This window comes from Streptomyces sp. NPDC028314 (assembly GCF_055565795.1).
The window spans coordinates 103,728-126,152 of the sequence record NZ_JBVHTP010000018.1 but is presented as its reverse complement, the minus strand read 5'-3'; the positions used below and the strand labels follow the sequence as shown (position 1 = coordinate 126,152).

21 protein-coding genes are annotated in these 22,425 nt (G+C 71.7%); 5 read left to right on the top strand and 16 right to left on the bottom strand.

From position 1 onward, the window contains the following. Position 1 precedes the first annotated feature (1 nt). From ACZ4TG_RS33165 to ACZ4TG_RS33115, 11 genes are all read right to left on the bottom strand, one after another. Complete coding sequence (locus ACZ4TG_RS33165) at positions 2-1,072, bottom strand: isocitrate/isopropylmalate dehydrogenase family protein (protein WP_468170257.1); 1,071 nt, start codon at positions 1,070-1,072, stop codon at positions 2-4. After that, on the bottom strand, positions 1,069-3,105 hold the full coding sequence (locus ACZ4TG_RS33160) for a LeuD/DmdB family oxidoreductase small subunit (RefSeq protein WP_468170255.1): 2,037 nt from the start codon (positions 3,103-3,105) through the stop codon (positions 1,069-1,071). The genes ACZ4TG_RS33165 and ACZ4TG_RS33160 overlap by 4 nt, the downstream gene beginning before the upstream one ends. Continuing rightward, entirely contained in the window at positions 3,102-4,358 is a 1,257-nt protein-coding gene (locus ACZ4TG_RS33155; protein ID WP_468170252.1) for a GNAT family N-acetyltransferase, read from the bottom strand. The genes ACZ4TG_RS33160 and ACZ4TG_RS33155 overlap by 4 nt, the downstream gene beginning before the upstream one ends. After that, on the bottom strand, positions 4,348-5,124 hold the full coding sequence (locus ACZ4TG_RS33150; protein ID WP_468170249.1) for a class I SAM-dependent methyltransferase: 777 nt from the start codon (positions 5,122-5,124) through the stop codon (positions 4,348-4,350). Before ACZ4TG_RS33150 ends, ACZ4TG_RS33155 begins: the two co-directional genes overlap by 11 nt. After that, the gene (locus tag ACZ4TG_RS33145) at positions 5,121-6,281 is read right to left on the bottom strand and encodes a LeuA family protein (RefSeq protein WP_468170246.1); all 1,161 of its coding nucleotides are present in this window, start codon (positions 6,279-6,281) and stop codon (positions 5,121-5,123) included. The genes ACZ4TG_RS33150 and ACZ4TG_RS33145 overlap by 4 nt, the downstream gene beginning before the upstream one ends. Further along, the gene (locus ACZ4TG_RS33140) at positions 6,278-6,865 is read right to left on the bottom strand and encodes a hypothetical protein (RefSeq protein WP_468170243.1); all 588 of its coding nucleotides are present in this window, start codon (positions 6,863-6,865) and stop codon (positions 6,278-6,280) included. The genes ACZ4TG_RS33145 and ACZ4TG_RS33140 overlap by 4 nt, the downstream gene beginning before the upstream one ends. Next, positions 6,862-7,185, bottom strand: a complete 324-nt coding sequence (locus tag ACZ4TG_RS33135) for a chorismate mutase (RefSeq protein WP_468170240.1) — start codon at positions 7,183-7,185, stop codon at positions 6,862-6,864. Before ACZ4TG_RS33135 ends, ACZ4TG_RS33140 begins: the two co-directional genes overlap by 4 nt. Next, complete coding sequence (locus ACZ4TG_RS33130; RefSeq protein WP_468170237.1) at positions 7,182-8,120, bottom strand: arginase family protein; 939 nt, start codon at positions 8,118-8,120, stop codon at positions 7,182-7,184. Before ACZ4TG_RS33130 ends, ACZ4TG_RS33135 begins: the two co-directional genes overlap by 4 nt. Further along, a complete protein-coding gene (locus tag ACZ4TG_RS33125) occupies positions 8,117-8,593 on the bottom strand; it encodes a GNAT family N-acetyltransferase (protein ID WP_468170234.1) in 477 nt (158 codons plus the stop codon). The genes ACZ4TG_RS33130 and ACZ4TG_RS33125 overlap by 4 nt, the downstream gene beginning before the upstream one ends. Next, positions 8,590-10,605, bottom strand: coding sequence for an aminodeoxychorismate synthase component I (gene pabB / locus ACZ4TG_RS33120; protein WP_468170231.1), 2,016 nt, complete (start codon positions 10,603-10,605; stop codon positions 8,590-8,592). Before pabB ends, ACZ4TG_RS33125 begins: the two co-directional genes overlap by 4 nt. Before the next feature lie 404 nt (positions 10,606-11,009). Further along, the gene (locus ACZ4TG_RS33115; protein ID WP_468170228.1) at positions 11,010-12,323 is read right to left on the bottom strand and encodes an adenosylmethionine--8-amino-7-oxononanoate transaminase; all 1,314 of its coding nucleotides are present in this window, start codon (positions 12,321-12,323) and stop codon (positions 11,010-11,012) included. 344 nt (positions 12,324-12,667) lie between these two features. Here ACZ4TG_RS33115 and ACZ4TG_RS33110 point away from each other — a divergent pair, with 344 nt between their 5' ends. The 5 genes from ACZ4TG_RS33110 to ACZ4TG_RS33090 all read left to right on the top strand — a co-directional run bounded on the left by ACZ4TG_RS33110 (position 12,668) and on the right by ACZ4TG_RS33090 (position 18,197). Further along, positions 12,668-13,894, top strand: coding sequence for an MFS transporter (locus tag ACZ4TG_RS33110; RefSeq protein ID WP_468170225.1), 1,227 nt, complete (start codon positions 12,668-12,670; stop codon positions 13,892-13,894). Positions 13,895-13,990: 96 nt separating this feature from the next. Continuing rightward, positions 13,991-14,233, top strand: a complete 243-nt coding sequence (locus ACZ4TG_RS33105) for an acyl carrier protein (RefSeq protein ID WP_468170222.1) — start codon at positions 13,991-13,993, stop codon at positions 14,231-14,233. After that, on the top strand, positions 14,233-15,414 hold the full coding sequence (locus ACZ4TG_RS33100) for a beta-ketoacyl-[acyl-carrier-protein] synthase family protein (RefSeq protein WP_468170219.1): 1,182 nt from the start codon (positions 14,233-14,235) through the stop codon (positions 15,412-15,414). Before ACZ4TG_RS33105 ends, ACZ4TG_RS33100 begins: the two co-directional genes overlap by 1 nt. 16 nt (positions 15,415-15,430) lie before the next feature. Then, on the top strand, positions 15,431-16,594 hold the full coding sequence (locus ACZ4TG_RS33095; protein ID WP_468170216.1) for an 8-amino-7-oxononanoate synthase: 1,164 nt from the start codon (positions 15,431-15,433) through the stop codon (positions 16,592-16,594). A gap of 61 nt (positions 16,595-16,655) precedes the next feature. After that, a complete protein-coding gene (locus ACZ4TG_RS33090) occupies positions 16,656-18,197 on the top strand; it encodes an AMP-binding protein (protein ID WP_468170214.1) in 1,542 nt (513 codons plus the stop codon). Between the two features lie 38 nt (positions 18,198-18,235). On the opposite strand, the gene ACZ4TG_RS33085 is transcribed toward ACZ4TG_RS33090, so the two are convergent. From ACZ4TG_RS33085 to ACZ4TG_RS33065, 5 genes are all read right to left on the bottom strand, one after another. Beyond that, a complete protein-coding gene (locus ACZ4TG_RS33085; RefSeq protein WP_468170211.1) occupies positions 18,236-19,474 on the bottom strand; it encodes a cytochrome P450 in 1,239 nt (412 codons plus the stop codon). Positions 19,475-19,770: 296 nt separating this feature from the next. After that, a complete protein-coding gene (locus tag ACZ4TG_RS33080) occupies positions 19,771-20,325 on the bottom strand; it encodes a streptavidin (protein ID WP_468170375.1) in 555 nt (184 codons plus the stop codon). A 433-nt stretch (positions 20,326-20,758) separates the two neighbouring features. Then, positions 20,759-21,298 (bottom strand): hypothetical protein, encoded by a 540-nt coding sequence (locus ACZ4TG_RS33075; protein WP_468170208.1) that lies wholly within the window; start codon positions 21,296-21,298, stop codon positions 20,759-20,761. A 17-nt stretch (positions 21,299-21,315) separates the two neighbouring features. Further along, complete coding sequence (locus ACZ4TG_RS33070; protein WP_468170205.1) at positions 21,316-21,567, bottom strand: hypothetical protein; 252 nt, start codon at positions 21,565-21,567, stop codon at positions 21,316-21,318. A gap of 138 nt (positions 21,568-21,705) precedes the next feature. Continuing rightward, positions 21,706-22,389 (bottom strand): HAD family hydrolase, encoded by a 684-nt coding sequence (locus ACZ4TG_RS33065; RefSeq protein WP_468170202.1) that lies wholly within the window; start codon positions 22,387-22,389, stop codon positions 21,706-21,708. Positions 22,390-22,425 lie beyond the last annotated feature (36 nt).

The following is a 22,425-nucleotide window of genomic DNA, read 5'->3' as shown; positions in this document are numbered from 1 at the left end:
CTCAGTCCTTGTCGTGCCGGGCGACGGCCCGGCAGATCAGTTCGCCGACCTCTTCGGTACGCGCGGCGCCGCCCAGGTCGGGTGTCAGCAGGTCCCCGCGCAGCACCTCGTCCACGGCGCGTTCCACGGCGGCGTGCGCCTCGTGCAGCCCCAGCCGGCCCAGCATCAGCGAGTAGCTCATGACCGAGGCGAGCGGGTTGGCGCGTCCGGTGCCCGCGATGTCCGGCGCGCTGCCGTGGACCGACTCGAAGACACCGAGGAACTCGGTGTCCTCGGGGTCGTAGCTGGCCGAGGGTGCGACGCCGAGCCCGCCGGCGAGCTGGGCGGCCTCGTCGCTGAGGATGTCCCCGAAGAGGTTGCCGGTCACCACGACGTCGAACCGGGCCGGGTTGCGGATCAGCTCCATCGCGGCGGCGTCCACGTACATGTGGTCGGTCTCCACGTCCGGGTAGGACGCGGCGATCGCCCGGAAGCGGCTGCTCCACAGCGGCCCGGCGCTCGGCATCGCATTGCTCTTGTCGACGAGGGTGAGCCGGCGGCGGGGGCGGGAGCGGGCGATCTCGAACGCCGCCGTGACCGCCCGGTCCACGGCCCAGCGGGTGTGCACGCCGACCTCCATCGCGACGTGGCCGGGCCGGCCGCCCCGCACCGTGCCGCCCACGCCGACGTACACGTCCTCCGTGTTCTCCCGCACGATGACGAGGTCCACGTCGGCGACGGAGGCCACGTGCTTGAGCGGGCAGTGCCGCAGGGTGCGCAGCCGTACCGGGCGGAGGTTGACGCCCAGTTCGAGCTGCCGGCGCAGCCCGCCGATGATCTGGACGGCGTGCCGGTTGTCCGGGACGCGCGGATCACCGAGAGCGCCGAGCAGCACGGCGCGGTAGGTGCTGCCGATGGCCTCGATGTCGATCTCGGCGTCGCCGTGCCGCAGGAAGTGGTCGGCGCTGTACGGCAGTACCTCGGTCTTCAGACCCGTGCCGAAGACGTCCTCGACCACGGCGTGGACCTTCAGCACCTCGGCCATGACCTCGGGGCCGATGCCGTCGCCGGGAATGACCGCCAGGGGCTTCATCGCGCCGCTGCCTCTGCCGCCGCCGCGGACCGGACCTGCTCGCCGGCGTAGGCGACGAGCCCGCCGGCCGTGAGCAGCTCGCGCTCGAACGCGGACGGCGGGGTGATGGGCGCGGAGGTGCCCCGGGTCACGTTGACCAGCCGGCCGAGCTCGTCGTCGACGACGAGCCGGTCACCCTCCTGGATCGCGTAGGCGAACTCGCCCACCTCGACCAGCCGGAGCCCGATGTTGAGGGCGTTGCGGAAGAAGATCCGCGCGAAGCTGTGCGCGACCACGAAGGGGGCGCCGGACGCCTTGATGCCCATGGGGGCGTTCTCGCGGGAGGAACCGCAGCCGAAGTTCATGCCGCCGACGATCACCGAGCCGCCGAGGTCGTACCCGCAGGCCGCGTAGTGGTCCAGGAACGGCTGGTTCCCGGCGTGGGCCATGATGTGCTTCTTGTACTCGGCCGGGTCGGGTATCTGGCAGAACACGCCGGGCAGGATCACGTCGGTGTTGACGTGGTCGCCGAAGACCCAGGACAGGCTCCCCGCTCCCCGGGTGCCGTCGGCGGCCCCGGCCGGTGCGGGGCGCTCGTCCGCGTCGGCGAGCGGCGCCCGGCCCTCGCGCGCCGAGTGGAGCGCGAACAGCTCGTCGATGCCGGTCCGGACGGCTTCCTCCGAGGGGTAGTAGTCGCCGCGCTCACCGATGGGGGCGAGCACGCCGGAGAGCGCGGCCCGCGCGGCGACGGCCGGGCTGGCCAGCACCACGCTCGCGTCCACGTCGCCGCAGCGGCCGCGGAAGTTGCGGTTGGAGGTGAAGACCGCCACCTCTCCCTTGCCGAGGACACCGGACTTGATGCCGATGCACGGGCCGCAGCTGGAGGACTCCACGTAGCAGCCGGCCTCCAGCAGGACGTCGATGAGGCCCTCCTTCATCGCCGCCCGGTAGGCCTTCTGCGACGCGGGGATGACGATGGTGCGCACGCCGTCCTTGACGCGCCTGCCCCGCAGCAGGTCCGCGACGACCCGCAGGTCCTCCAGGTGCCCGTTGGTGCAGGACCCGATGAAGACCTGGTCGACAGGGATCTCGCCGTTCTCGTCGGCGGTCCGGGCCAGCTGGGCCACACCGGTCATCAGGTCGGCGCGGTCGCGGTACTCGTCCCAGTGGCGCAGCACGTGCTGGAGCTGGTGGGTGCCGATGGCGTTGTCCGGCGAGAACGGCAGCGCGACCGTCGGCTCGATCACGTCGAGGTCGACGTCGATCACCTCGACGTACTCGGCGTCGTTCTCGTCGATGGTGAACGAGGGGTAGGCCACCTCGTCACCGAGGTAGCCGGCGAGCACCTCGTCGGTCGGGAAGAGCCCGTACTTGGCCCCCATCTCCACCGCCATGTTGCTCAGCGACAGCCGGTCCGTGATCGCCAGCGAGGCCAGGCCGGGACCGCCGAACTCCAGGCTCCGGTAGACCGCCCCGTGCACCCCGATGAGCCCGCACAGGTACAGCGCGACGTCCTTGCCCTGGACGTGCGGGCGCAGGGAGCCGTGGAAGCGGACCAGCGTCGCCTCGGGCACCCGCATCCAGACGCTGCCCCGGACCAGGGCCACGGCCAGGTCGGTCGAGCCGATGCCGGTGGCGAGCGAGCCGATGGCTCCCGCGGTGCAGCTGTGCGAGTCGGCCCCGACCGCGACGTCGCCGGGACGGATCAGGCCCTGCTCGATGAGGATCTTGTGCTGGATGCCGCCGTCGTAGCCGACGTCGAACACCTTGATGCCGTGCTGCCGGGCGAAGCGCCGCAGCTCGACGAGGATCGAGGCCATCGACGCGGTGTGGGTGGGGACGACGTGGTCGAAGACGAAGGCCGTCCTCTCGCGCTGCGCGGCGATGCCGGCGGCGATGTACTCGTCGTCGAAGCCGCTGTCGCGGAGGATGTCGAGAGCCCATTTGACGGTCATCTCGCTGCCCCAGCAGAGGTCGAACGGCAGGTCCACGACCTCGCCGGTGGTGACGGGACGGCCGAGTTTGTGCTCGAAGAGCCGGCGTACGAGAGTCATCGCTGAACGCGTCCATCCTGGTTGCCGAGAAGCTGGTTTTTGAGGCAGTGGAAGACGGTGACGTACGGCTCGATCCGCCGGTGTGCGGCCGGTGAGGAGAATCGGATCCAGCCGCGCACCGGTGCCGGGCGGCAGCCGCGCAGCCGCTTCGCGTCCGCCGAACCCATGCCGTACGCGATGCGGCGGACGCCGCCCGCGAGGGCCAGTTCGACGAGGTGGTAGAAGACGAGGTTGAAGTACGCGTACGAGGAGCCCACCGCGGCCGCGTCGAACCCGAGGAACTTCGGGTGCAGTACGCCCCCGGCCTCCGGGCAGAGCAGGAAGCCCACGACGTCGGCCCCCGGAGGGGCTTCCGCGTCGGCGCGCCGCACCACGTACAGCGCGGTGCCCAGGCGGGGGGAGCCGAGGAGGGCGGTGAACAGCCGCTCCATCGACGCCCGGTCGACCGGCAGGCCGTACTTCTCCTGCTGGCCCTGCGACAGCTCGGCGCACCGGGCGACGACCGCCGGATCCGGGTCCGGGACGTGCTCGACCCGCAGCCCGCCGGCCGCGAACTTGCGGATCTCCGCGCGGACCACGTTGCGGCGCTTGCGGTCCAGGGTTCCCAGGTACTCCTCGAACGATCCGAGGGAACCGGTCTCCAGGTCGTACTCGACGTCGGAGAGGAACTCCAGGTATCCGTGCGCGGCGAGCGCCCCGTGCAACGCCTCGTCCGTGCCGGACTGCCACAGGAAGGACCGGGAGGGGATCTCCTCGGCCCGGCAGAACTCCTCGACCGCCGCGAGGAGTTCCCCGATGGCACCGCGCCGGCCGGCGCCGGGCAGGGTCAGGACGTCGCTCGCGTAACCGTACGGGCTGGTCATCACGAGCGCCGGATAGCCGGCCGCCCGCGTGTACGCCGCCTCGGTCCGCGCGACCGCCGCCAGCAGCTCGGACGCCTCGGCGGCCTCCTCCGCGGTACGGCCCTGGGCGAGGGCCTGCCGGAGGTGGTCCATCTCGTAGTCGCCGAACAGGGCGCCGGTCGGATCGTGGTACGGGAAGGCGTCGGGATCCCGGACCAGCAGGCCCTGCACGCCGGCGACGGTACGGCCGCCGTCCCGCAGCAGGAAGAAGACCAGCTCGAAGCCGAAGCACTCCTCGACCGCGCGCAGCCAGTCGTGCGTGAGGTACACCTCGGTCGCGGGCACGAGCGCGTCCCACTCCTCCCGGCCGACACCGGAGGACGAACGTACGACGACGACCTCATTCCCCACGGACGTCAGCGCCCTTCGTGGCGACCGCGATGAGCCGCTCGGCCCGCTGGTCGTAGGAGGTGCCGGGGTAGCCGCCGTAGCAGCGGACCTCGTCGAAGCCCGCGTCGCCGAGCATGCCGCGCAGCTCGGCCGCGCTGTAGAGGTGCAGGGTCATCGACTTCCGCGTCGCGCGCGAGCCGTCGATGGAGAACCAGTCGCTGCGCAGCCGGCTCCAGTCGTCGAGGACGGTGTCGCGCTGGATCAGCAGCCTGCCGTCCTGTTCGGAGAGCGAGACCCGCTCGTCGAGACGGGCGAGGACCTCCTTGCCGACGACGTCGAGGACCAGCGTGCCCCCCGGCGCCAGGCTGCTGTGGATGTTGCGCAGCACCTGCACGTTGTCCTCGTGCCGGTCCAGATAGCCGAAGGAGGTGAACATGTTGATGACGACGTCGAAGGCCCCGGGCTCGGCGAAGTCGAGCATGTCCGCCTCGACGAAGCGGGCGTCCGCGCCCGCCTCCCGGCAGTTCTCCCGGGCCCGCGCGAGCAGCGCCGCGCTGCGGTCCACGCCGGTGACCCGGTGGCCCGCCCGCGCGAGCGGCGCGGTGAACAGGCCCGGCCCGCAGCACAGGTCGAGGACGCGCGCGCCGGACGGGAAGCGCAGCAGCGGGGAGTGTTCCACCAGCTCCGCCGCCTGCGCCGCCCGCTCCGCGGAGAAGAGGTGGGGGTAGAACGCCTCCCAGAACTCCTCGTCGGCGAACCAGGCGGCGGGGTCGTGCTCCGTGCTCATACCGATACGGCCGTTCGCTTGCGGTGGATCTCCACGACCTGCGCCTCGGTGACGCTGGACTTCGTCAGGACGGAGGCCTCCTTGACGTCCTGGAGGACGGAGCCGAGGAGCGCGTCGTCGTACGGCAGCCCGTGCGCGTCCAGGACGTGCGCGATGATCGACTTGCCGGAGTGCTTGCCGATGACGATGCGCCGGGTGTGGCCGACCAGCTCGGGCCGCAGGGGCTCGTAGGCGGTGGAGTCCCTCATCACCGAGGACACGTGCAGCCCCGACTCGTGCGAGAAGGCGTTGCCGCCGACGATCGGCTTCATCGGGCTGACCTCGATGCCGGACAGGTCGGCGATCAGGTTCGACATGGGCTTGAGCCGGGACAGGTCGACGTTCGTTTCGTACCCGTAGAGCTGGGTCAGCGCGACCGTCACCTCCTCCAGGGAGGCGTTGCCCGCCCGCTCGCCGATGCCGTTGACCGTGCACTGCACCTCGTCCGCGCCGCCGAGGATCCCGGCGACGGTGTTGGCCGTGGCCAGCCCGAAGTCGTTGTGGCAGTGCAGCGAGAGCGTCACGTCGATCCGCGACCGCAGCCGCGAGATCAGCGCGCGGAAGTCGTCGGGGGTGGTGGAGCCCACCGTGTCCGCGACACCGACCAGGTCCGCGCCGCTCTCCTGGGCGAGTACGAGCACCTCTTCGAGGTAGTCGTACGAGGTCCGGGTGGCGTCCTCCGAACCGCATCCGACGAACATGCCCAGGCCCTTGGCATAGGCGATGCCGTCGGCCATCTCCCGCTTCAGGCGCTCGCGCACCGAGCCGTCCGTACCGCCGAACTTGACCCGCATGTGCACGTCGGACGTCGGTACGAAGGTGTAGATCGCGTTGGCGCCGCAGGCCTTGGCAAGGTCGATCTCCGTACGGTTCGGGCGGCAGAAGGCCACCACCCGGGCGCGCAGGCCCAGGGCGGCGATACCGCGCACGGCGTCCTGGTCGGCCTGCGAGGAGGCGGGGAATCCCGCGTCGATGGTGTCGACGCCCATCTCGTCGAGCAGCCCGGCGATCTTCACCTTCTCCTCGACCCGGAAGGCCACTCCGCAGGTCTGCTCGCCGTCGCGCAGCGTGGTGTCACAGACGAGGATCTTCCTCGCCGGGGATGCGGTCGTGCTCACTTCGCCCCTCCCAGAAGGTAGTCGCGGCACGGCGTGCCGATCAGGTCACCGGTGAAACGGGGGCGGCGTCCGTACACCACCCACGTGGTGGTCACCGCGCCGATGTAGCGGTCCAGGCGCAGCGCGCCGTCCGACTGCTCCAGGTACTCCAGGTGGGTCAGGCCCGAGTCGTACGCGCCCGCCAGCAGGTTGCGGCCGACCACGGGCTTGGACGGCTCGCGGATGACCTCCTCCCACCGGGACGTGTCGACGTAGCCGGCGGTGGCCGGGACCAGGCCGAGGGTCCTGGGCCGCTCCACGTCGGCCCGGCTCAGCAGCACCAGTTCCTTGGTGGGGTACACGAAGGTGTCCACGACCTGGACCTCTTTGAAGTACCGCTCGGTGATCAGGTGCACCTCGGGGTGCGCGCTGCACTGCACGAGGTAGTCGCTCTCGCCGCTGCGGACGCGCTCCAGCCCCTCGTGCAGGTCGATGGTGAGGTCGGTCTTCGCCTCGTCCTCGATGCCCTGGAACCGGAAGTAGGCCGCCACGGCGTTCTCGTGGCAGCTTCCCTCGGGGCCGAGCGTGGTGAATGTCAGGGTCATCGCCGTACCTCCACTGTCGAGGCCGCCGCGGGAGCGTCGATGATCTCGTCCTCCAGGCGGCAGGCCTCGTCGATGAGCAGGGTCGCCAGGGAGCGCATGAACTCGGGGGACAGGCCGAGGCGTTCGCCGCGGGCCGCGTACGCCTCGCGGACCGCGGTGACCCGGTGCGGCTGCATCATCGGGATGTCGTGGGCTCGCTTGACCTCGGCCACCTCGCAGCAGATCCCCAGCCGGGCCGCCACGAGTTCCGCGAGCTGCTGGTCGAGCTCCTCCAGCCGCTCCCGGTAGGGCCGCAGCACGTTCTCGGGGGTCGCGTTCATCGCGAGGCCTCCAATGCCAGGGCGCGGGCCGCGCCGCGCAGGGACGGGAGTCCGTATCCGCCCTCCTGGACGAACACGGTGGGCAGCCGCAGCTCCGCCAGCAGGGCCCCGACCGGCCCGAACACCTCGGGCGGCAGGGTCCAGGAACCGTGCGGGTCCTTGTCGAGCACGTCGTAGCCGACGGACACCACCAGGGCCTCGGCGCCCGCCCCGCGCAGGTGGGCCAGCGCCTCGCCGACCAGCGAGAGGAAGCCTCCCTGACCGGGGTCCGACTCCACGCCGAAGAGCCCCGGGCCCGGCTCGAAGCTGTACGGAAAGTCCTTGGCGGCGCTGGAGTGGACCGAGGCGAACGGCAGCGTCGGGTCCTCCCGGACACAGGCGAGGGTGCCGTTGCCCAGGTGGTAGTCGACGTCGAGGATGCCGACCCGGGCCACTCCCTCCTCGCGCAGCGTCCTGGCGGCGACGACGGCGTTGTTGAGGAAGCAGTAGCCCCCGTACCAGCCGGGCCCCGCGTGGTGGCCCGGCGGCCGTACGAGGGCGTAGCTGTTCCGCTCCAGCCGGGCCGTCAGCTCGGCCGCCCGCACCGCGGCGGCCGCCGCGCCCAGGGCGGCGGGCCAGACCCCGCGGGTCACGGGGGTCTCCTGCGCGAGGCCCGGCGCCGCGAACGCGTCGTCGAGCACGGAGTCCCGGCCCTCGGGCACCCCGTGGCGCAGATGGTCCAGCAGGGCCTTGCCGTGCACGGCGGCGACGATCCGCTCCGCACGGGCCGTGTCCTGCCCGACGGGCGGGGCCACTTCGGCGCCGCCGTCGCGCAGTCCGGCCAGGATCTGGTGGATCCGCTCGGGAACCTCCTTGCTGGCCACCTGCGCACCGGACGGCTCGACCGTGAAGGGCAGGGCGTCCGACTCCTGCGGTACCACCACCTGCAAGGTCATGACACGTCCTTGATCACGCGGGGGCCTATGGCGCGGAAACCGGAGCGCTCGTAGAAAGCCAGCGTGCGCGGGAAGGCCTCGAACTCCGGGCTGGGCAGGCAGACTTCGACCCGCCGTACGCCATCGGCCGCGCAGAGCTTCTCCAGCGCGTCCAGCAGCAGTGCCGCCACCCCCCGGGACCGCAGGTCCGGCCGCACCCACAGCTCCTGGACGTGGCGGTACGGAGCGGCGAGCCGCAGGGCCGTCTGGGTGGTGTACCCGAGCAGGCCCGCCAGCCCGCCCTCCCCGTCCCGGGCGACCAGCACGCCGGAGCCGTCCTTGCCGGCGATGGCGTCGGCCACGGCCGCCCCGAGTCCGGGGATCGTGTGGCCGGCGTCGCCGCGCAGCTCCCTCAGGAGTGCGGTGACGCCCTCGGCCACCGCCTCCGCCTCCTCCGGCCCGGCCGGGCCCGTCTCGAAACCCACAGCGCTCACGCCCATCCCTTCCGCCCCGCACCCGTTTCCAACGTGGTCTCGCGCAGCTCGTCGACCCCGAGGACCCGCAGCAGCGCGCGGGCCTTCAGCCGCGTCTCCTGGTACTCCTCCTCGGCGTCCGACAGCACGATCAGCGCGCCGCCCACGCCGATCCGCACCCGGTCGCCCTCCCAGACGATCGTGCGGATCACGATGCTCTGGTCCGCCGTGCCGTCGAAGCCGAAGAACCCGAGGCTGCCGGAGTAGACCCCGCGCTCCTGCGGCTCCAGCTCGTCGAGGAGCTCCACCGTGCGCTTCTTCGGCGCCCCCGTCATCGAGCCGCCCGGGAAGAGCGCCTGCACGCAGTCGACCGCGTCGCGGTCGGAGCGCAGCCGCCCGCGCACCGTGGTGACGAGCTGGTGGACCGTGGCGTAGGACTCGGCCGCCATCAACTTCGGCACGTGCACCGTGCCGTTGTCGCAGACCTGGCCGAGGTCGTTGCGCAGCAGGTCCGCGATCATCAGGTTCTCGCTGCGGATCTTGCGGTCGGTCTCCAGGGCCCGGCGGGCGGCCTCGTCTGCCACCGGGTCGGCGTCGCGCGGAGCCGTGCCCTTGATGGGCTTGGCCTCCACCTCGCCGTTGCCCGCCACCGTGACGAACCGCTCCGGCGAGGAGCTCAGCAGCGAGCGCTCGCCGAGCCGGACGTAGGCGGCGTACGGAGCCGGGTTGGTCGCCCGCAGCCGGAGATAGGTATCCAGCGGGTCGGCGTCGCTGGTGCCGCTGATCTGGTACGTGTAGCAGGCCTCGTACGAGTCGCCGTCGCGCAGCCACCGCTGCACCTCGCCGAAGTGCCGCAGGTACGTCTCGCGGTCGACGCCGGCCCGCAGCACGGCCGGTGCGCTCTCGCGGCGGGGCCGCGGCAGGAGGGGGCGGCGCGCCAGCGTGCGCACCTCCTCGCACCAGGCGGTGTGCTCCTCGGCGGACAGGCCCACCGTGACCAGGTGGCGCCGGCCGGTCTCGTGGTCGTACGCCGCGAAGCGGTCCACCCGCAGCAGCTCCGCGTCCGGACGCTCTCCGCTGCCCGCCCGGCCGATGCCGACACTGCCCTTGACCCCGTAGCCGAGGTAGCCGACGTAGCCTCCGGCGAACGGCACGGGTGACGCGCCGACCGGGACGGGCGTGGCCGCGAGGCCGGCCCGCAGCTGCTCGAAGACCGTGCCGGAGATCCGCTCCACGGACTCGTGCGTCTCGCGTTCGACGACGTTCGCCCCCGCGTAGGCCCGGATCACCTCCAGCCCGGTCCCGGCGCAGGAGCCGAGGTAGCTGTAGCGGCCCATCCCGTACGCCGAGCGCGAGCTGTCGAGCCAGAAGCTGTACGGGCTGTCGGCGAAGGCGCGCAGGAAGAGGGCCTCGGCTTCGACGTCGACCTCCAGCTCGCTCCAGCGCAGCTCCGGCGAGACTCCGAGGAAGTTGGCGATGATTTCCTCGCCGTACTCGCTGTCCACCGACTCGGGATGGAACTGCACCCCGTACAGCGGGCGTTCGCGGTGCTGGAGGCCCATCAGGAGGCCGCCTTCGGACCAGGCGGTGGCGACGAGTTCGTCCGGCAGGGGATCGGTGACGGTGAGGGAGTGGTAGCGCACGGCGCGGAAGCCCTGCGGGATCCCGGCGAAGACGCCGGTTCCGGTGTGGGTGATCGCGCTGGTCCGGCCGTGCACGATCTCCGGCGCGCGGCGGACCTCGCCCCCGAAGGCGATGGCCAGACCCTGGTGGCCGAGACACACGCCGAGGACGGGGACCGCGGCCTGTTCCAGCAGGGCGCGGCAGAGCCCGAAGTCCTCTTCCCTGGAGGCCGTGCCCGGCCCCGGGGAGATCACGACGTGGGTGAAGTCCTGACCCAGCAGGTCTTCGGCCGTCGCCTCGTCGTTGCGCACGACGACGGGAGGTACGCCTGCCACCTTCCATAAGAGCTGGAAGAGGTTCCACGTGTAGGAGTCGTAGTTGTCGACGAGAAGGATGCGCAGGAATTTCACGATGTGGTCGAACTCCTTGGTGACCGGCCACCGCCTTTTGGGCAGGGTGAACCGGCTGGCCGACTTCCTATCGGCGATGGAACATCGATGAATTGATCGCTCGGAATGGGGCGAACGCGGGCATGCTCAGTCAGATCGGCATGCGGATGAAAGTGACATGTGTCGAACCCCCGTTGAGTCTGTCACTGTCCGGATCTTCTTCCCGAGGTCCGCGAATGGCCATGCGGTCAGCATGCACGGGTCCGGGAAGGGCCGCTACAGCCTTTAATGGTAGACACCCCCGACTCGATTCGCACCCTTGTGTGACTCAGCCCACTGCGACCTGCGGCAACGCCCGGAGCGCCATGGCGAGATCCGGTACCGCGGCGCCGTGAGCCGTTCACAAAGCGGTCATTGACGGAGCGTCATGCGGCGGCCGCGGCCGCCAGGACCGCGCCGGCGATCCGGTCCAGATCCTCGTCCTCGGTGACGAACGGGGGCATCGTGTAGATCATGTCGCGGAACGGCCTGAGCCAGACGCCCTCGCGCATCGCCGCCCGGGAGGCGGCCGCCACGTCCACGTCGCGGTCGAGCTGGACCACCCCGATCGCACCCAGCGTCCGGACGTCGAGGACGCCGGGCAGCGCCCGGGCGGGCTCCAGGGCGGTCGCCAGGACCGACTCGATCCGCTTGACCTGCCGGCGCCAGTCGTCCTGCAGGAGCAGATCGATCGAGGCGTTGGCGACGGCCGCCGCGAGCGGGTTGCCCATGAAGGTCGGACCGTGCGCCAGCACCGGCAGTTCCCCGCGGGAGATGCCCTCGGCCACGCGCGAGGTGCACAGGGTCGCGGCCAGCGACAGGTAGCCGCCCGTGAGGGACTTGCCCAGGCACATCACGTCGGGCGCCACCCGGGCGTGGTCGGCGGCGAACAGCTCGCCGGTGCGGCCGAATCCGGTCGCCACCTCGTCGAAGATCAGCAGCACGCCGTGGGCGTCGGCGGCCTCGCGCAGCACCCTGAGGTACCCCGGCGCGTGGAAGCGCATCCCGCCCGTGCCCTGCACCACCGGCTCCACGATGACCGCGGCCAGCTCGTGGGCGTGCCGCTCGATGAGTTCGCGCAGGTGGGCGGCGTACGCCTCGTCCACCCCGGCGTCGAACCCGCCCGGCGGGCGGCCCGCGAACACCTGGTCCGGCAGCAGGCCCGTCCAGGCGCTGTGCATCCCGCCGTCCGGGTCGCACACGGCCATCGTCTGGAAGGTGTCCCCGTGGTACCCGCCCCGCCAGGTCAGCAGCCGGCGCTTCTCGGGGCGGCCCAGGGAGCGCCAGTACTGGAGGCACATCTTGACGGCGACCTCGACGGCCACGGATCCGGAATCGGAGAGGAAGACGTGCCGGAGCGGCTCCGGTGTGATCTCGACGAGCTTCGCGGCCAGTCGTACGGCGGGCTCGTGGGTGATGCCGCCGAACATCACGTGGCTCATCCGGCCGACCTGGTCGCGCACCGCCTCGTCGAGCACCGGGTGGCCGTAGCCGTGGACCGCCGCCCACCACGAGGACATCCCGTCGACGAGCTCCCCGGAGCCCTCGACGGGCCGGGCGAGGCGCAGCCGTACGCCCGAGGCCGATTCCACGATGACCGGATCGGTCCGGCCGGGCATCGGTGCGTACGGGTGCCACACGTGGGCGCGGTCGAGGGCGAGGAGCCGGTCCGGGTCCATGGGCGGCACGGTCGAGGTCATGGAGGTGGGATTCCTTCGCGTGATCGGCTGGACGGCAAACGGCCCGAATATAACGGCGGCGCCGTCGAATTCACGCCACATTGCCGTCCAGGTGAGGGGTTTGACCGGAAAGCAGCTTTCCGGGCGCCGTTGCGGCGCTCTCGGACCGATGCTTTTCGGCCGTCCGGCCGGGTGATCGTCCTCACGCCAATGCCGTTATTTGGCATCCCGGACTTGCTGGTACGTTGATGGGAACAACCCCGTTCGTAAAGCCGGTTCACGAGAGCGGCTCGACTGGAAAGGGGGGCGGAGAAATCCGCGATCCTGCCATGCGCGATTCCGCAACAGGGTCCCCGGGAAGCGCCATGCCCCACAAGGTGATTCTGGCGCTTCTCGCGCTCGGCTCTTTCGCCGTCGGCACCGACGGCTTCGTCATCAGCGGGATCCTGCCCCGCATCGCCGGTGAACTCGACGTGTCCGAACCGGTGGCCGGTCAGCTCGTCACCGTCTTCGCGCTCAGCTACGCGATCAGCGCGCCCGTCCTGATGACCCTGACCGCGGGCCTTTCCCGCCGTGTCATGCTCCGGGGCGCACTGCTGGCCTTCCTGCTCGCGAACCTGCTCGGCGCGCTCGCCCCCACGTACGGGGTCCTGATGGCGGCCAGGATCCTGGCGGGGATCAGCGCCGCGCTCTACATGAACACCGCGGCGGCCACCGCCACCGCCCTCGCCGGCGAGAAACACCGCGGCAAGGCGGTGTCCCTCATCATCGGCGGCCTCACCGTCGCCACCGCGCTCGGAGTGCCCGGCGGCACCCTGGTCGGCCAACTCGGCAGCTGGCGACTGACGTTGGGGCTCGTCGTGGCGCTGGCCCTGCCGGTGCTGATCGGACTCTTCCTGGTGCTGCCGCCGGTACCGCAGCCCCCCGTGATCAGCATGCGCGACCGCGTGCGGATCGGTGCCCAGCGGCCGGTGCTGCTGTCCGTCCTGGCCAACCTGTTCGCGGTGGCCGGCTGTTTCACCGTGTTCACCTACCTCGCCGCCTTCACCCGGGCGGCCACGGGCATGGACGACGCCCGGGTGAGCGTCGTACTGCTGGTATGGGGTGTCGCCGGCGCGGCCGGCAACGCGATCGGCGGCCGGCTCAGCGACCGCATCGGCGCCGAACGCACCTTCACCGCCTCGGTGTCGGGCGTCGTGCTGACGATGACGCTGCTCGCCGTGCTCGCCACCTTCTTCGCCTCCGGTGCCACCCTCGTCGTGGCGGTGTTCCTCGCCGTGACGGTCGCATGGGGAATGGTCTACTGGGCCGAACCGCCCACCGCCATCCACCGCGTGCTCGACCTGGCTCCCACGGCCCCGAGCGTGGCCATCTCCGTCAACAGCTCCGCCTCGTACCTGGGCGTCGCCCTGGGCGGCGCGGTCGGCGGGGCGGTGCTCGACCGGCTCGCGCCCGCGGCCCTGGCCTGGGCGGGCGCAAGTCTGGAACTGATCGCTCTGGCACTGGTCGTCCTGCCCCGGTACCTCGCGGCCCGAAGAGGGCCCGTCAAGGCCTCGCCCGAGGCCGTGCCGCAGCCCGCTCACGACATGTGATCTCGATGGCTCCGCTCGCCGGGCGATGACATCCCGGCTTCGGAGCCGGACCCATGAACAGACCATTCATCTCATTCAGGGGGAGGTTGGCCATCCATGGCTGACGACGACGTTTTCGACCGGCTCACCACCTGCACCGTCGATGTCCTACAGGTCAAGGCGGAGTCCGTGACCCCGGACGCGAACCTGGCCGACGACCTCGGCGCCAGCAGCCTCATCCAGGTGGAGCTGGTCATGGCCATCGAGGAGGAGTTCGGCATATCGGTGCCCGACGAGTCGGTCGAGGAGATCAAGACCGTCGACGACCTGCACCGCCTCATCCTCTCGCTGGCCTCGTGATGAACGGCAGGGACAGCGGGGCGCGCCGCGTCGCCGTCACCGGTATCGGTGTCGTCAGCGCGTGCGGCACCGGCGCCGAGGCCTTCTGGCAGGGCCTGTTCGAGGAACCGCCCCCAGGACACCGGGAGCTGACGGACTGGGACCCGTCGCCCTGGATGGAGGCCAAGGAATCCCGGCGCACCGACCGCTTCACCCAGTTCGCCGTCGCCGCCGCCGATCTCGCCTACCGGGACTCCGGCCTGACCGGGGTGGACGCCGAACGCAGCGGCGTCGTCGTCGCCACCGCCCTCGCCGGAGTCAGCACCTTCGAACGGCAGACCGTCGTCCACCACGAGCGCGGCGGCAGGCGGGTCTCCCCCTTCCTCGTGCCGATGATGATGGCCAACGCCGCCGCGGCCACCGTGGCCATGCACCAGGGGTGGCGGGGGCCGTGCGAGAGCCTGGAGACCGCCTGCGCCGCCGGCACCCACGCCATCGGGCACGCCGCACGGATGATCGCCGACGGGACCTGTGACAGGGTCCTCGCCGGCGGCACCGAGGCGGCGATCACGCCCACCATCGTGGCCGGATTCGGCAACATGCGCGCCCTGTCGCCCTCCGGACGCTGCAAGCCCTTCGACGCCGACCGCGACGGCTTCGCCATCGCCGAGGGCGCCGCGGTGCTCCTGCTGGAGGCCTGGGACGCGGCCGTGGAGCGCGGTGCCGCCATCCACGGCGAGGTCCTCGGCTCGGCCAGCACCGCCGACGCCCACGACATCACCATGCCCGCGCCCACCGGCGCGGACGCCGCCCGGTGCATCCGGCTGGCCCTCGCCGACGCCGGGATCGCCCCGGAGGACGTACGGCAGATCAACGCCCACGGCACGGGCACGCTGCTCAACGACGAGGCGGAGACCAAGGCCATCCTGTCGGTGTTCGGCGCCGGTCCGCCGGTGACCTCCACCAAGGGGGCCACCGGGCACGCCTTCGGCGCCGGCGGCGCCCTGGAGGCCGCCGCGCTGCTGCTGTCCATGCGGCACGAGCTGATCCCGCCCACCCTCGGCCTCACCACGCTCGACCCCGGGCTCGCCGTGGACGTGGTGACCGGCGAGGGCCGCACGTGGCAGCCCGGACCGGCGATCACCCAGTCCTTCGGCTTCGGCGGCCACAACGGCGTCCTCGTCCTCGGTCCCACCGGATAGCGTTCGGAGCAAAGCGATGGAAGCAGAGCGGCAGAGCGGCCCGCACGACGTCTTCGCCTGGATCGACGACAGCACCCGGCGCCGGGACCGGGCGGGGCTCACCCGCCGGGTCCAGGTCCGCGGCGCGGAGTCGAAGGTGATCGACTTCGGCGGCAACGACTACCTGGGCCTCACCCGCCACCCCGACGTCGTCCGGGCCGTGGCCGATGCCGCCCTGACCTGGGGCGCGGGCTCCACCGGCTCCCGGCTGGCCACCGGCACCACCGAGCTGCACGCCGAACTGGAGCGCGAACTGGCCGAGTTCAGCGGGGCGGAGGCCGCTCTGGTCTTCTCCTCCGGCTACCTGGCCAACCTCGGCGCGGTCACCGCGCTGGCCCGGCCCGGCAGCCTGATCGCCTCCGACGCGTTCAACCACGCCTCCCTGATCGACGGCTACCGGCTGTCCGGCGCCGACGTGGCCGACGTGGAGCACGCGTCCCCGCGGGCCCTGGCACGGGTACTGGCCGAACGCGAGCAGCAGCGCGCGCTGGCCGTCACCGAGTCGGTGTTCTCCGTCGACGGGGACCTCGTGGACCTCGCGGCGGTGCTCGATGTCTGCCGCCGGCACGGCGCGGGTCTGCTCATCGACGACGCGCACGGTTTCGGGGTCATCGGCGAACGCGGCGAGGGCGCCGTGGCCGCGGCGGGGCTGAACGGCAGCCCTGACGTCGTCACCACCATCACCCTGTCCAAATCCCTCGGGGCCCAGGGCGGCGCGGTGATCGGCCCCCGCCGGGTCGTCAACCACGTGATGAACATGGCCCGCAGCTTCCTCTTCGACACCGGGCTCGCCCCGGCGTCGGCCGCGGGAGCCCTGGCGGCGCTGCGGGTGCTGCGCGCCGAGCCCGAGCGCGCGTCCCGGACCCGCGGTGTGGCCACGGCCATCGCCGAGCGGCTCGCGGCCGCCGGCATGCCGGTCACCGAGGCCCAGGCGGCCGTGGTGTCGGTACGCGGGCCCTCCGCGGCCCAGACCGCCGAGTGGGCGCAGAAGTGCCTGGCGGACGGGGTCAAGGTGGCCTGCTTCCGCCCGCCGTCGGTGCCCGACCGGTTCTCCCGGATCCGGCTCACCTCGCGCGCCGACCTCACCGCCGCCGAGATCGACCGGGCGATCGACGTCGTGGTGAAGAACAGTCCTTGGTAGGGCAGTTGCCGCACGCCGGCCGCGACCCCGCGGCGGCCCGGGCCGGAAGACTCAGGACGCCATGACGATCGCCGACGGGTTCCTCGCGCACTCGGCCGAGTCACCGGGCCGTGCCGCCCTCGCCATAGGCGTCGGCCCCGGGCCGCGGTGGAGCTACGGCGCGCTCAGGCACGGCGCGCTCGCCGTGGCCCGGGCGCTGCGCGCCGAGCTCGGCCGGAGCCCGGCTCCACAGGTGCGGATCGCCCTGCACCTGGGCAGCCGCCGGGAGTTCCTGGAGATCTTCCTGGGCGCGGGGATCGCCGGAATTCCGGTCATGGTCCTGAGCCGGGCGTGGGGAGGCGAGGAACTCGGCTTCGTCCTGCGCGAGGCACCGCCGGCCCGGCTGTTCTGCGAGACGGCCACCGGCCCGATGGCGGAGCTCGCCGCCGCCGGCACCCTGACGGAGCTGGCCGGCCCCGGCTTCGACGCATGGCTGCGCCGCCACGCGGGCGCCCGGACCTCCTTCGAGGAGACGGAGTTCGATGCGGTCGCGGACACCGCTGCCTTCTACGTGGGCTTCACCTCGGGGAGCACCGGCCGCCCCAAGGGCGTCATCCGCTCCCACCGCTCCTGGCTGCGCACCTTCGACCACTACACCGACGAGTTCGGCATCGGCGCGGACGACACCATCCTGCTGCCGGGCGCCCTGTCGCAGTCGCACTTCCTCTTCGGGGCGGTGCACGGGCTGCACGTCGGTGCGACCGTCCACCTGCTGCCGGCGTTCGACGCCGCCGCGGTCCTCGACCACCTGGAGCGCCACCGCGTCACCCGGCTCTACCTGGTGCCCGCGCTGTTCGAGGCGCTCGCCGAGCACGTCCGCGGGCACCCGGGCCGCCGGTTCCCGCGGGTGCGCACCCTGCTCTCGGTGGGGTCGAAGTGGGCGCCGAAGAGCCGCGCCCTGGCCGCCGGGCTCTTCCCCCGCGCGGATGCCGTGGAGTTCTACGGGGCGACCGAACTGAGCCTGGTATCCATCCTGCACGGTGACGACGACGGCCCGCGGGAGTCGGTCGGCCGACCGGTGCCGGGCGTCGAACTCTCCCTGCGCACCCCCTCGGGGGAGGAGGCCGGAGCCGGCGCGCCCGGCCAGGTCTACGTACGCAGCGACATGCTCTTCAGCGGCTACCTGTCGGCGGAGCACCGCGGAGCCCCCGACGAGCGGGGCTGGTTCAGCGTCGGGGACCTCGGCCGCGTCGACGGGCGCGGCTACCTCCATCTGCTCGGCAGGAGCGAGGGCGTGCTGTCCGCCGAAGGCTCCTCCGTCCACCCGGAGGAGGTCACGCAAGCGCTGCTGCGGCTGGACGAGATAGCGCAGGCCTGCGTCGTGGGCCTGCCGGACGGGCAGGGGGGCGACGTGGTGTGCGCCGTGGTGCGCTGGAGCGGCGAAGCGCGCCTGAGCCTGGCAGGGGTACGGGAACGGCTCGCGGGCCGCGTCCCGCCGCAGAGCCGTCCGAGGCGGCTCTTCGAGACCGCCGCGTTGCCCCGTACCGCCGTAGGGAAGGCCGACCACCAGCTGATCCGCACCCTCCTCCTGGAGGGCCGGCCGGGACTGCGGGAGGTGCCGTGAGGGCGCGGCCGCCGGCCCAGCCCTTACACCGCCCCGGTTCAGCCGCGCTCGACCAGCACCTGCAAGGGGGCGCGGAAGGAGAGCAGGGCCAGCATCCGCGGCGAGTTGTCGGCCGACAGCCGCAGGCCGGGCAGCCGCTCGGCGGTCATCCGCATCACCACGTCGGCCTCCATCCGGGCCAGTTCGGCCCCGGAGCAGCGGTGGCGGCCCACGCCGAAGGACAGGTGCCTGCGCACGTTCGCCCGGTGCGGGCAGATCTGCTCGGGGTTCTCGAACACCTCCGCGTCGGAACCGGTCGCCGACAACATCAGCAACAGCGGTGCTCCGGCGGGGAGTTCCACCCCGGACACCGTCATCGGCCGGGCGGTGACCCGCCGCCAGGTGGTGATGGGCGGATCCCGCCGCAGCACCTCCTCGGTCCAGGGTTCGACGATCCCCGGCTCCGCCGCGAACCGTTCCCACAGGCCCGGCTCTTCGAGCGCGCGGCGGTACATCGTGCTGAGCATCTGCGTCGTGGTCATCTGCCCGGCGATGATCATGAAGTACACGACCGCGGCGGCTTCGGCCACGCTCAGCGGCTCACCGTTCGGCAGGCGATGGGCGGCGAGGGCGCCCAGCAGAGTGCCCTCCCCGGGTGCCGGCCGGGACACCAGGTCCGCGAGCCAGGCGTAGAACTCGGCGGCCTCGCGGGCCAGCCGTACCTCCCGTTCGCCCTTCGGCCGCCCCCAGAACAGTTCCAGGGAGGCGTCGCTCCACCGGGCCAGGGTGTCGATGTCCACGTCGATGGCCTGCTCCAGGCCGAGCAGCCGCAGCATCACGCGGAAGGGTACGTCGCGGGCCAGGGTCGTGGCCAGATCGCACACCCCGTCGGCGGCGAGCCGCTCTTCGACCTCGTCGAGTGATTGCGCGACGACCGCCTCGACCATAGGAACGGAGGCATTGACGGCCTGGGCATTGAGCAGCCGGGTCATTATCCGCCGGTAACCGGAGTGGCTGTCCGAGCTGTTGTTGGCCAGGGTCTGCGGAAGATCGAACTTGACGCGTGCGAGGGTGCGCAGCGTCTGCACCGAGAAGCGGCCGATGGCGTCGATCGCATTGTCCGGAAGGAAATTATCCGGATCAAGGAGAATCGCGCGTACGTCCTCGTAACGGCTGATGAACCAAAGGCCCGTGTTCTCGTCGAACTTCACGGGTTCGTGCTCGCGGAGCGCGGCCATCACCGGAAAGGGGTCGAGTGCGTACCCCTGGTCGAACAGATCGACATTGTCAACGGGCATTGCCGTCATGAATGAATCCCACCTCTTCAGGGCAGCGGTATCAACCGGCCATGATCACGTTGAATACCTGCCGGGCGGGCAAACTGTGAGACGCGTCTCTACGTCCCCGGTGCGCCGTGAGGGCGCCGTCCGGGCAGGTCGTACCGGGCCCGCCGCCGCGTCGGACGCGGGCGGGCGCGGGCACGCGGACAACCGGACGCACGAGCCGTCCGAAGAGGATCCTTCGGACGGCTCGCGCGCGTTCGGTCGAGCGGTTCGGCCTACCGGAGCCGGGGCGCCGATGGGCGCGGGGCGCCTTACTGCTGCGCGTTCTCGAGGGGGTTGGCGTTGACGGCGCCGGCCTTCTTGGCGGCGTCGATCGCGGCCGCGGACGGCTTCGTCTTGCTGAACTCGTCGTGGCCGACCAGGGTGGACTTCCACGCGTTGGCGGCGGTGGTACCCGAGGTGAGCAGCCACTGGGTGTTGATCTTGGCGTCGTTGCCGCCGGTGAACTGGCCGCTCCACGTGGTGGTGGAGTGGGCGTTGCGGAAGTCGTTCTTCCAGGTGACGGTCCAGCCGAGGGCGGCGCCGCTGCCGTCGGTGGCGGGGGCGTTGTCGTAGCGGCCGGTCGCGACGTAGCGGCTCTCGGCGTTGCCGACGGCCGACTCGTAGGTGCCGGTGAGAGAACCGTCGGCGCCGGCCGTCACGACGAAGGTCGAGCCCAGCTGGTTGTACCAGGTGCCGGTGATGGCGGAGACGGCGACGGCCGAGGCGGCCGGCTGGGAGGGCTTGTCGGTGTCCGGAGAAGCGCTGGCGGAAACCGTGACGCAGGTCAGCGAGACGGCGATGGCTGCAACCACGATCTTGCGCATGTGAGACACGAAATTTTCTCCTATTTGATGCAGCGAGCGCGCGGTGGCGCACATGTTTCGCACGCCGACCGGAAGCTCACCCCGTGAAAGGTGTGTGACCTCGGCCGTGCAGCCGGGGGTGACCCGGCGACAATCAGCAATGCGGCATGGGCCTTTGGCGGCTGAACAGGATGGTCGAGGTCCGGTCGATGGTTGCCAAGGGCACATGTTCGGTAGATATCGTACATCCGCCCCGTGGTGCCACCACAACCTTTTGACTGCGGGAGTTTCGGCCAAGTCGTGGCCGAGAATTGATGGTTGACGGAATCAAGCTGTCCTTGCGCGCAATCTCCGGATTGCCTTGCAAAGGGGCACGGGAACGTGCCCGGTTAATGACGGAGGGCGCGAACTCCCAGCTCAATGCCGGGAGTCCGCGCCCTCGTACGAAATGCAATCAGGCGGATGCCTCGATCCAGGCCGCCAGCTGCTGCGGGGTGGTGGCCGGATCGGCGACCAGGGTGGCCAGTTCGTCCTCCTGGAAGGTGGCCGTGGTGATGGCCGGGCAGCGGTGGCAGGCGTCCACCCCGGTCTGCTGCCACCACTGGCACCGGGCGCGCAGGTGGCACCGCGGGACCGCTCGGGACTCGGCCGCGGGTGGCAGGGCCAGGACCCGCTCGACCAGGGCGCAGTCGTCGCCCCGCCGGTTGACGCAGCTCGAGACGCAGTGCGAGGCGAACCGGAGCACCCGCGTCGGCTCGATCCCCTCGGGGATCGAGCCGAGCACCTCCGACGCCGCGACCGGATCGGCCAGGTAGGTCACCCGGCCGTCCGCCGCGGAGCGCACGCCGAGGACGACGGACTCGGGCGCCCGGGCCTCGCTGCTCGGGCACCAGGTCGAGGGTGCGGCCGCCGACGGCTTCGCGGCTGACGGCGCGGCCGCGGCCGACGGCGCCGCCGCTGCTGACGGCGCGGCCGTCGTCGAGTCGGATCCCACGGTGCTCACCCGTCCCGTCAGCCGTCGATCACGTCGTGCGACTCGAGCACCTCACGGCCGACGGGGCCGCCGATGGTGCCCTGGAGCCCGAGGGCCTGCTCCTGCGCCACCGCCTGGGCGAGGCTCTCGTGCAGCTGGCTCACGGAGGTGATGCGTTCGGCGGGGGCCGGCGCCGGCGCCGCGTTGGCGGCGCCGACCGCCGTGATCGCGATGCCCGCGGCCAGCACGATCGCCGCGCCGCCGGCCGCCAGCTTCCTGTTCGTCTTCATGAGGCCTCTCCCGGTGTGGGCGGCGGAGGATCCGCCGCGCTCGTGTACCGGGACGACCGTAGGGGTGCGCATCCGCCGGAAGGGGCAGCTTCCGGGGGCAGTTGGACGCGGGGGACGGGGCTGCCCCGCGGGCCGGGGTCAGGCGGCCCGGTGCTCGCCGAGCCACTCGTAGGCGGTGTCCGCGCTGAACTCCCGCTGGCCGCCGCGGAAGAGCAGCCCGGCCGCCGCGAAGGCCGGATCGCCCGAGGTCTGCGCCACGTACGGGACCGCCAGGCAGGCCATCCCGGCGGCGCGTGCCGCCAGCGCGCCCGGCGCCGCGTCCTCCACGACCACGCAGTCGGCCGGGTCCGCGCCGAGCCGGCGGGCCGCCTCCAGGAACACGTCGGGGGCGGGCTTGCCCCGGGGGACCTCCTCGGCGGAGATCGCGGTGGTGAACAGCGCGTCCAGCCCGGTCCCGGCCAGCACCGCGTCGATCGCCTCCCGCGAGGAACCGGAGGCCACGGCCATCGGGACGCCCTCGGCGTGCAGCCGCTCGACGAACTTGCGCATCTCGGGGAACGCCTCGGTCTCCGTCCGGGCCAGCTCCAGGTAGGCCGCGTTCTGCTCCGCGAGCAGCTGTTCCACCGGGGCGCGGAGCCCGTACCGCTCCTTGAGGATCTCCAGCGTCTCCAGCGTCCCGATGCCGATGAAGCGGGAATGCTGCTCCCAGGTGAAATCGGGGACGCCGTGGCGCTCCAGGGTGCGCCGCCCGGACTCGTAGTAGTTCGGCTCGCTGTCCACGAGAGTGCCGTCAAGATCGAATATGACGGAGATCATCCGCATTTGCCCGTTCTGCCGGTTGTGTACGTGTCCCATCCA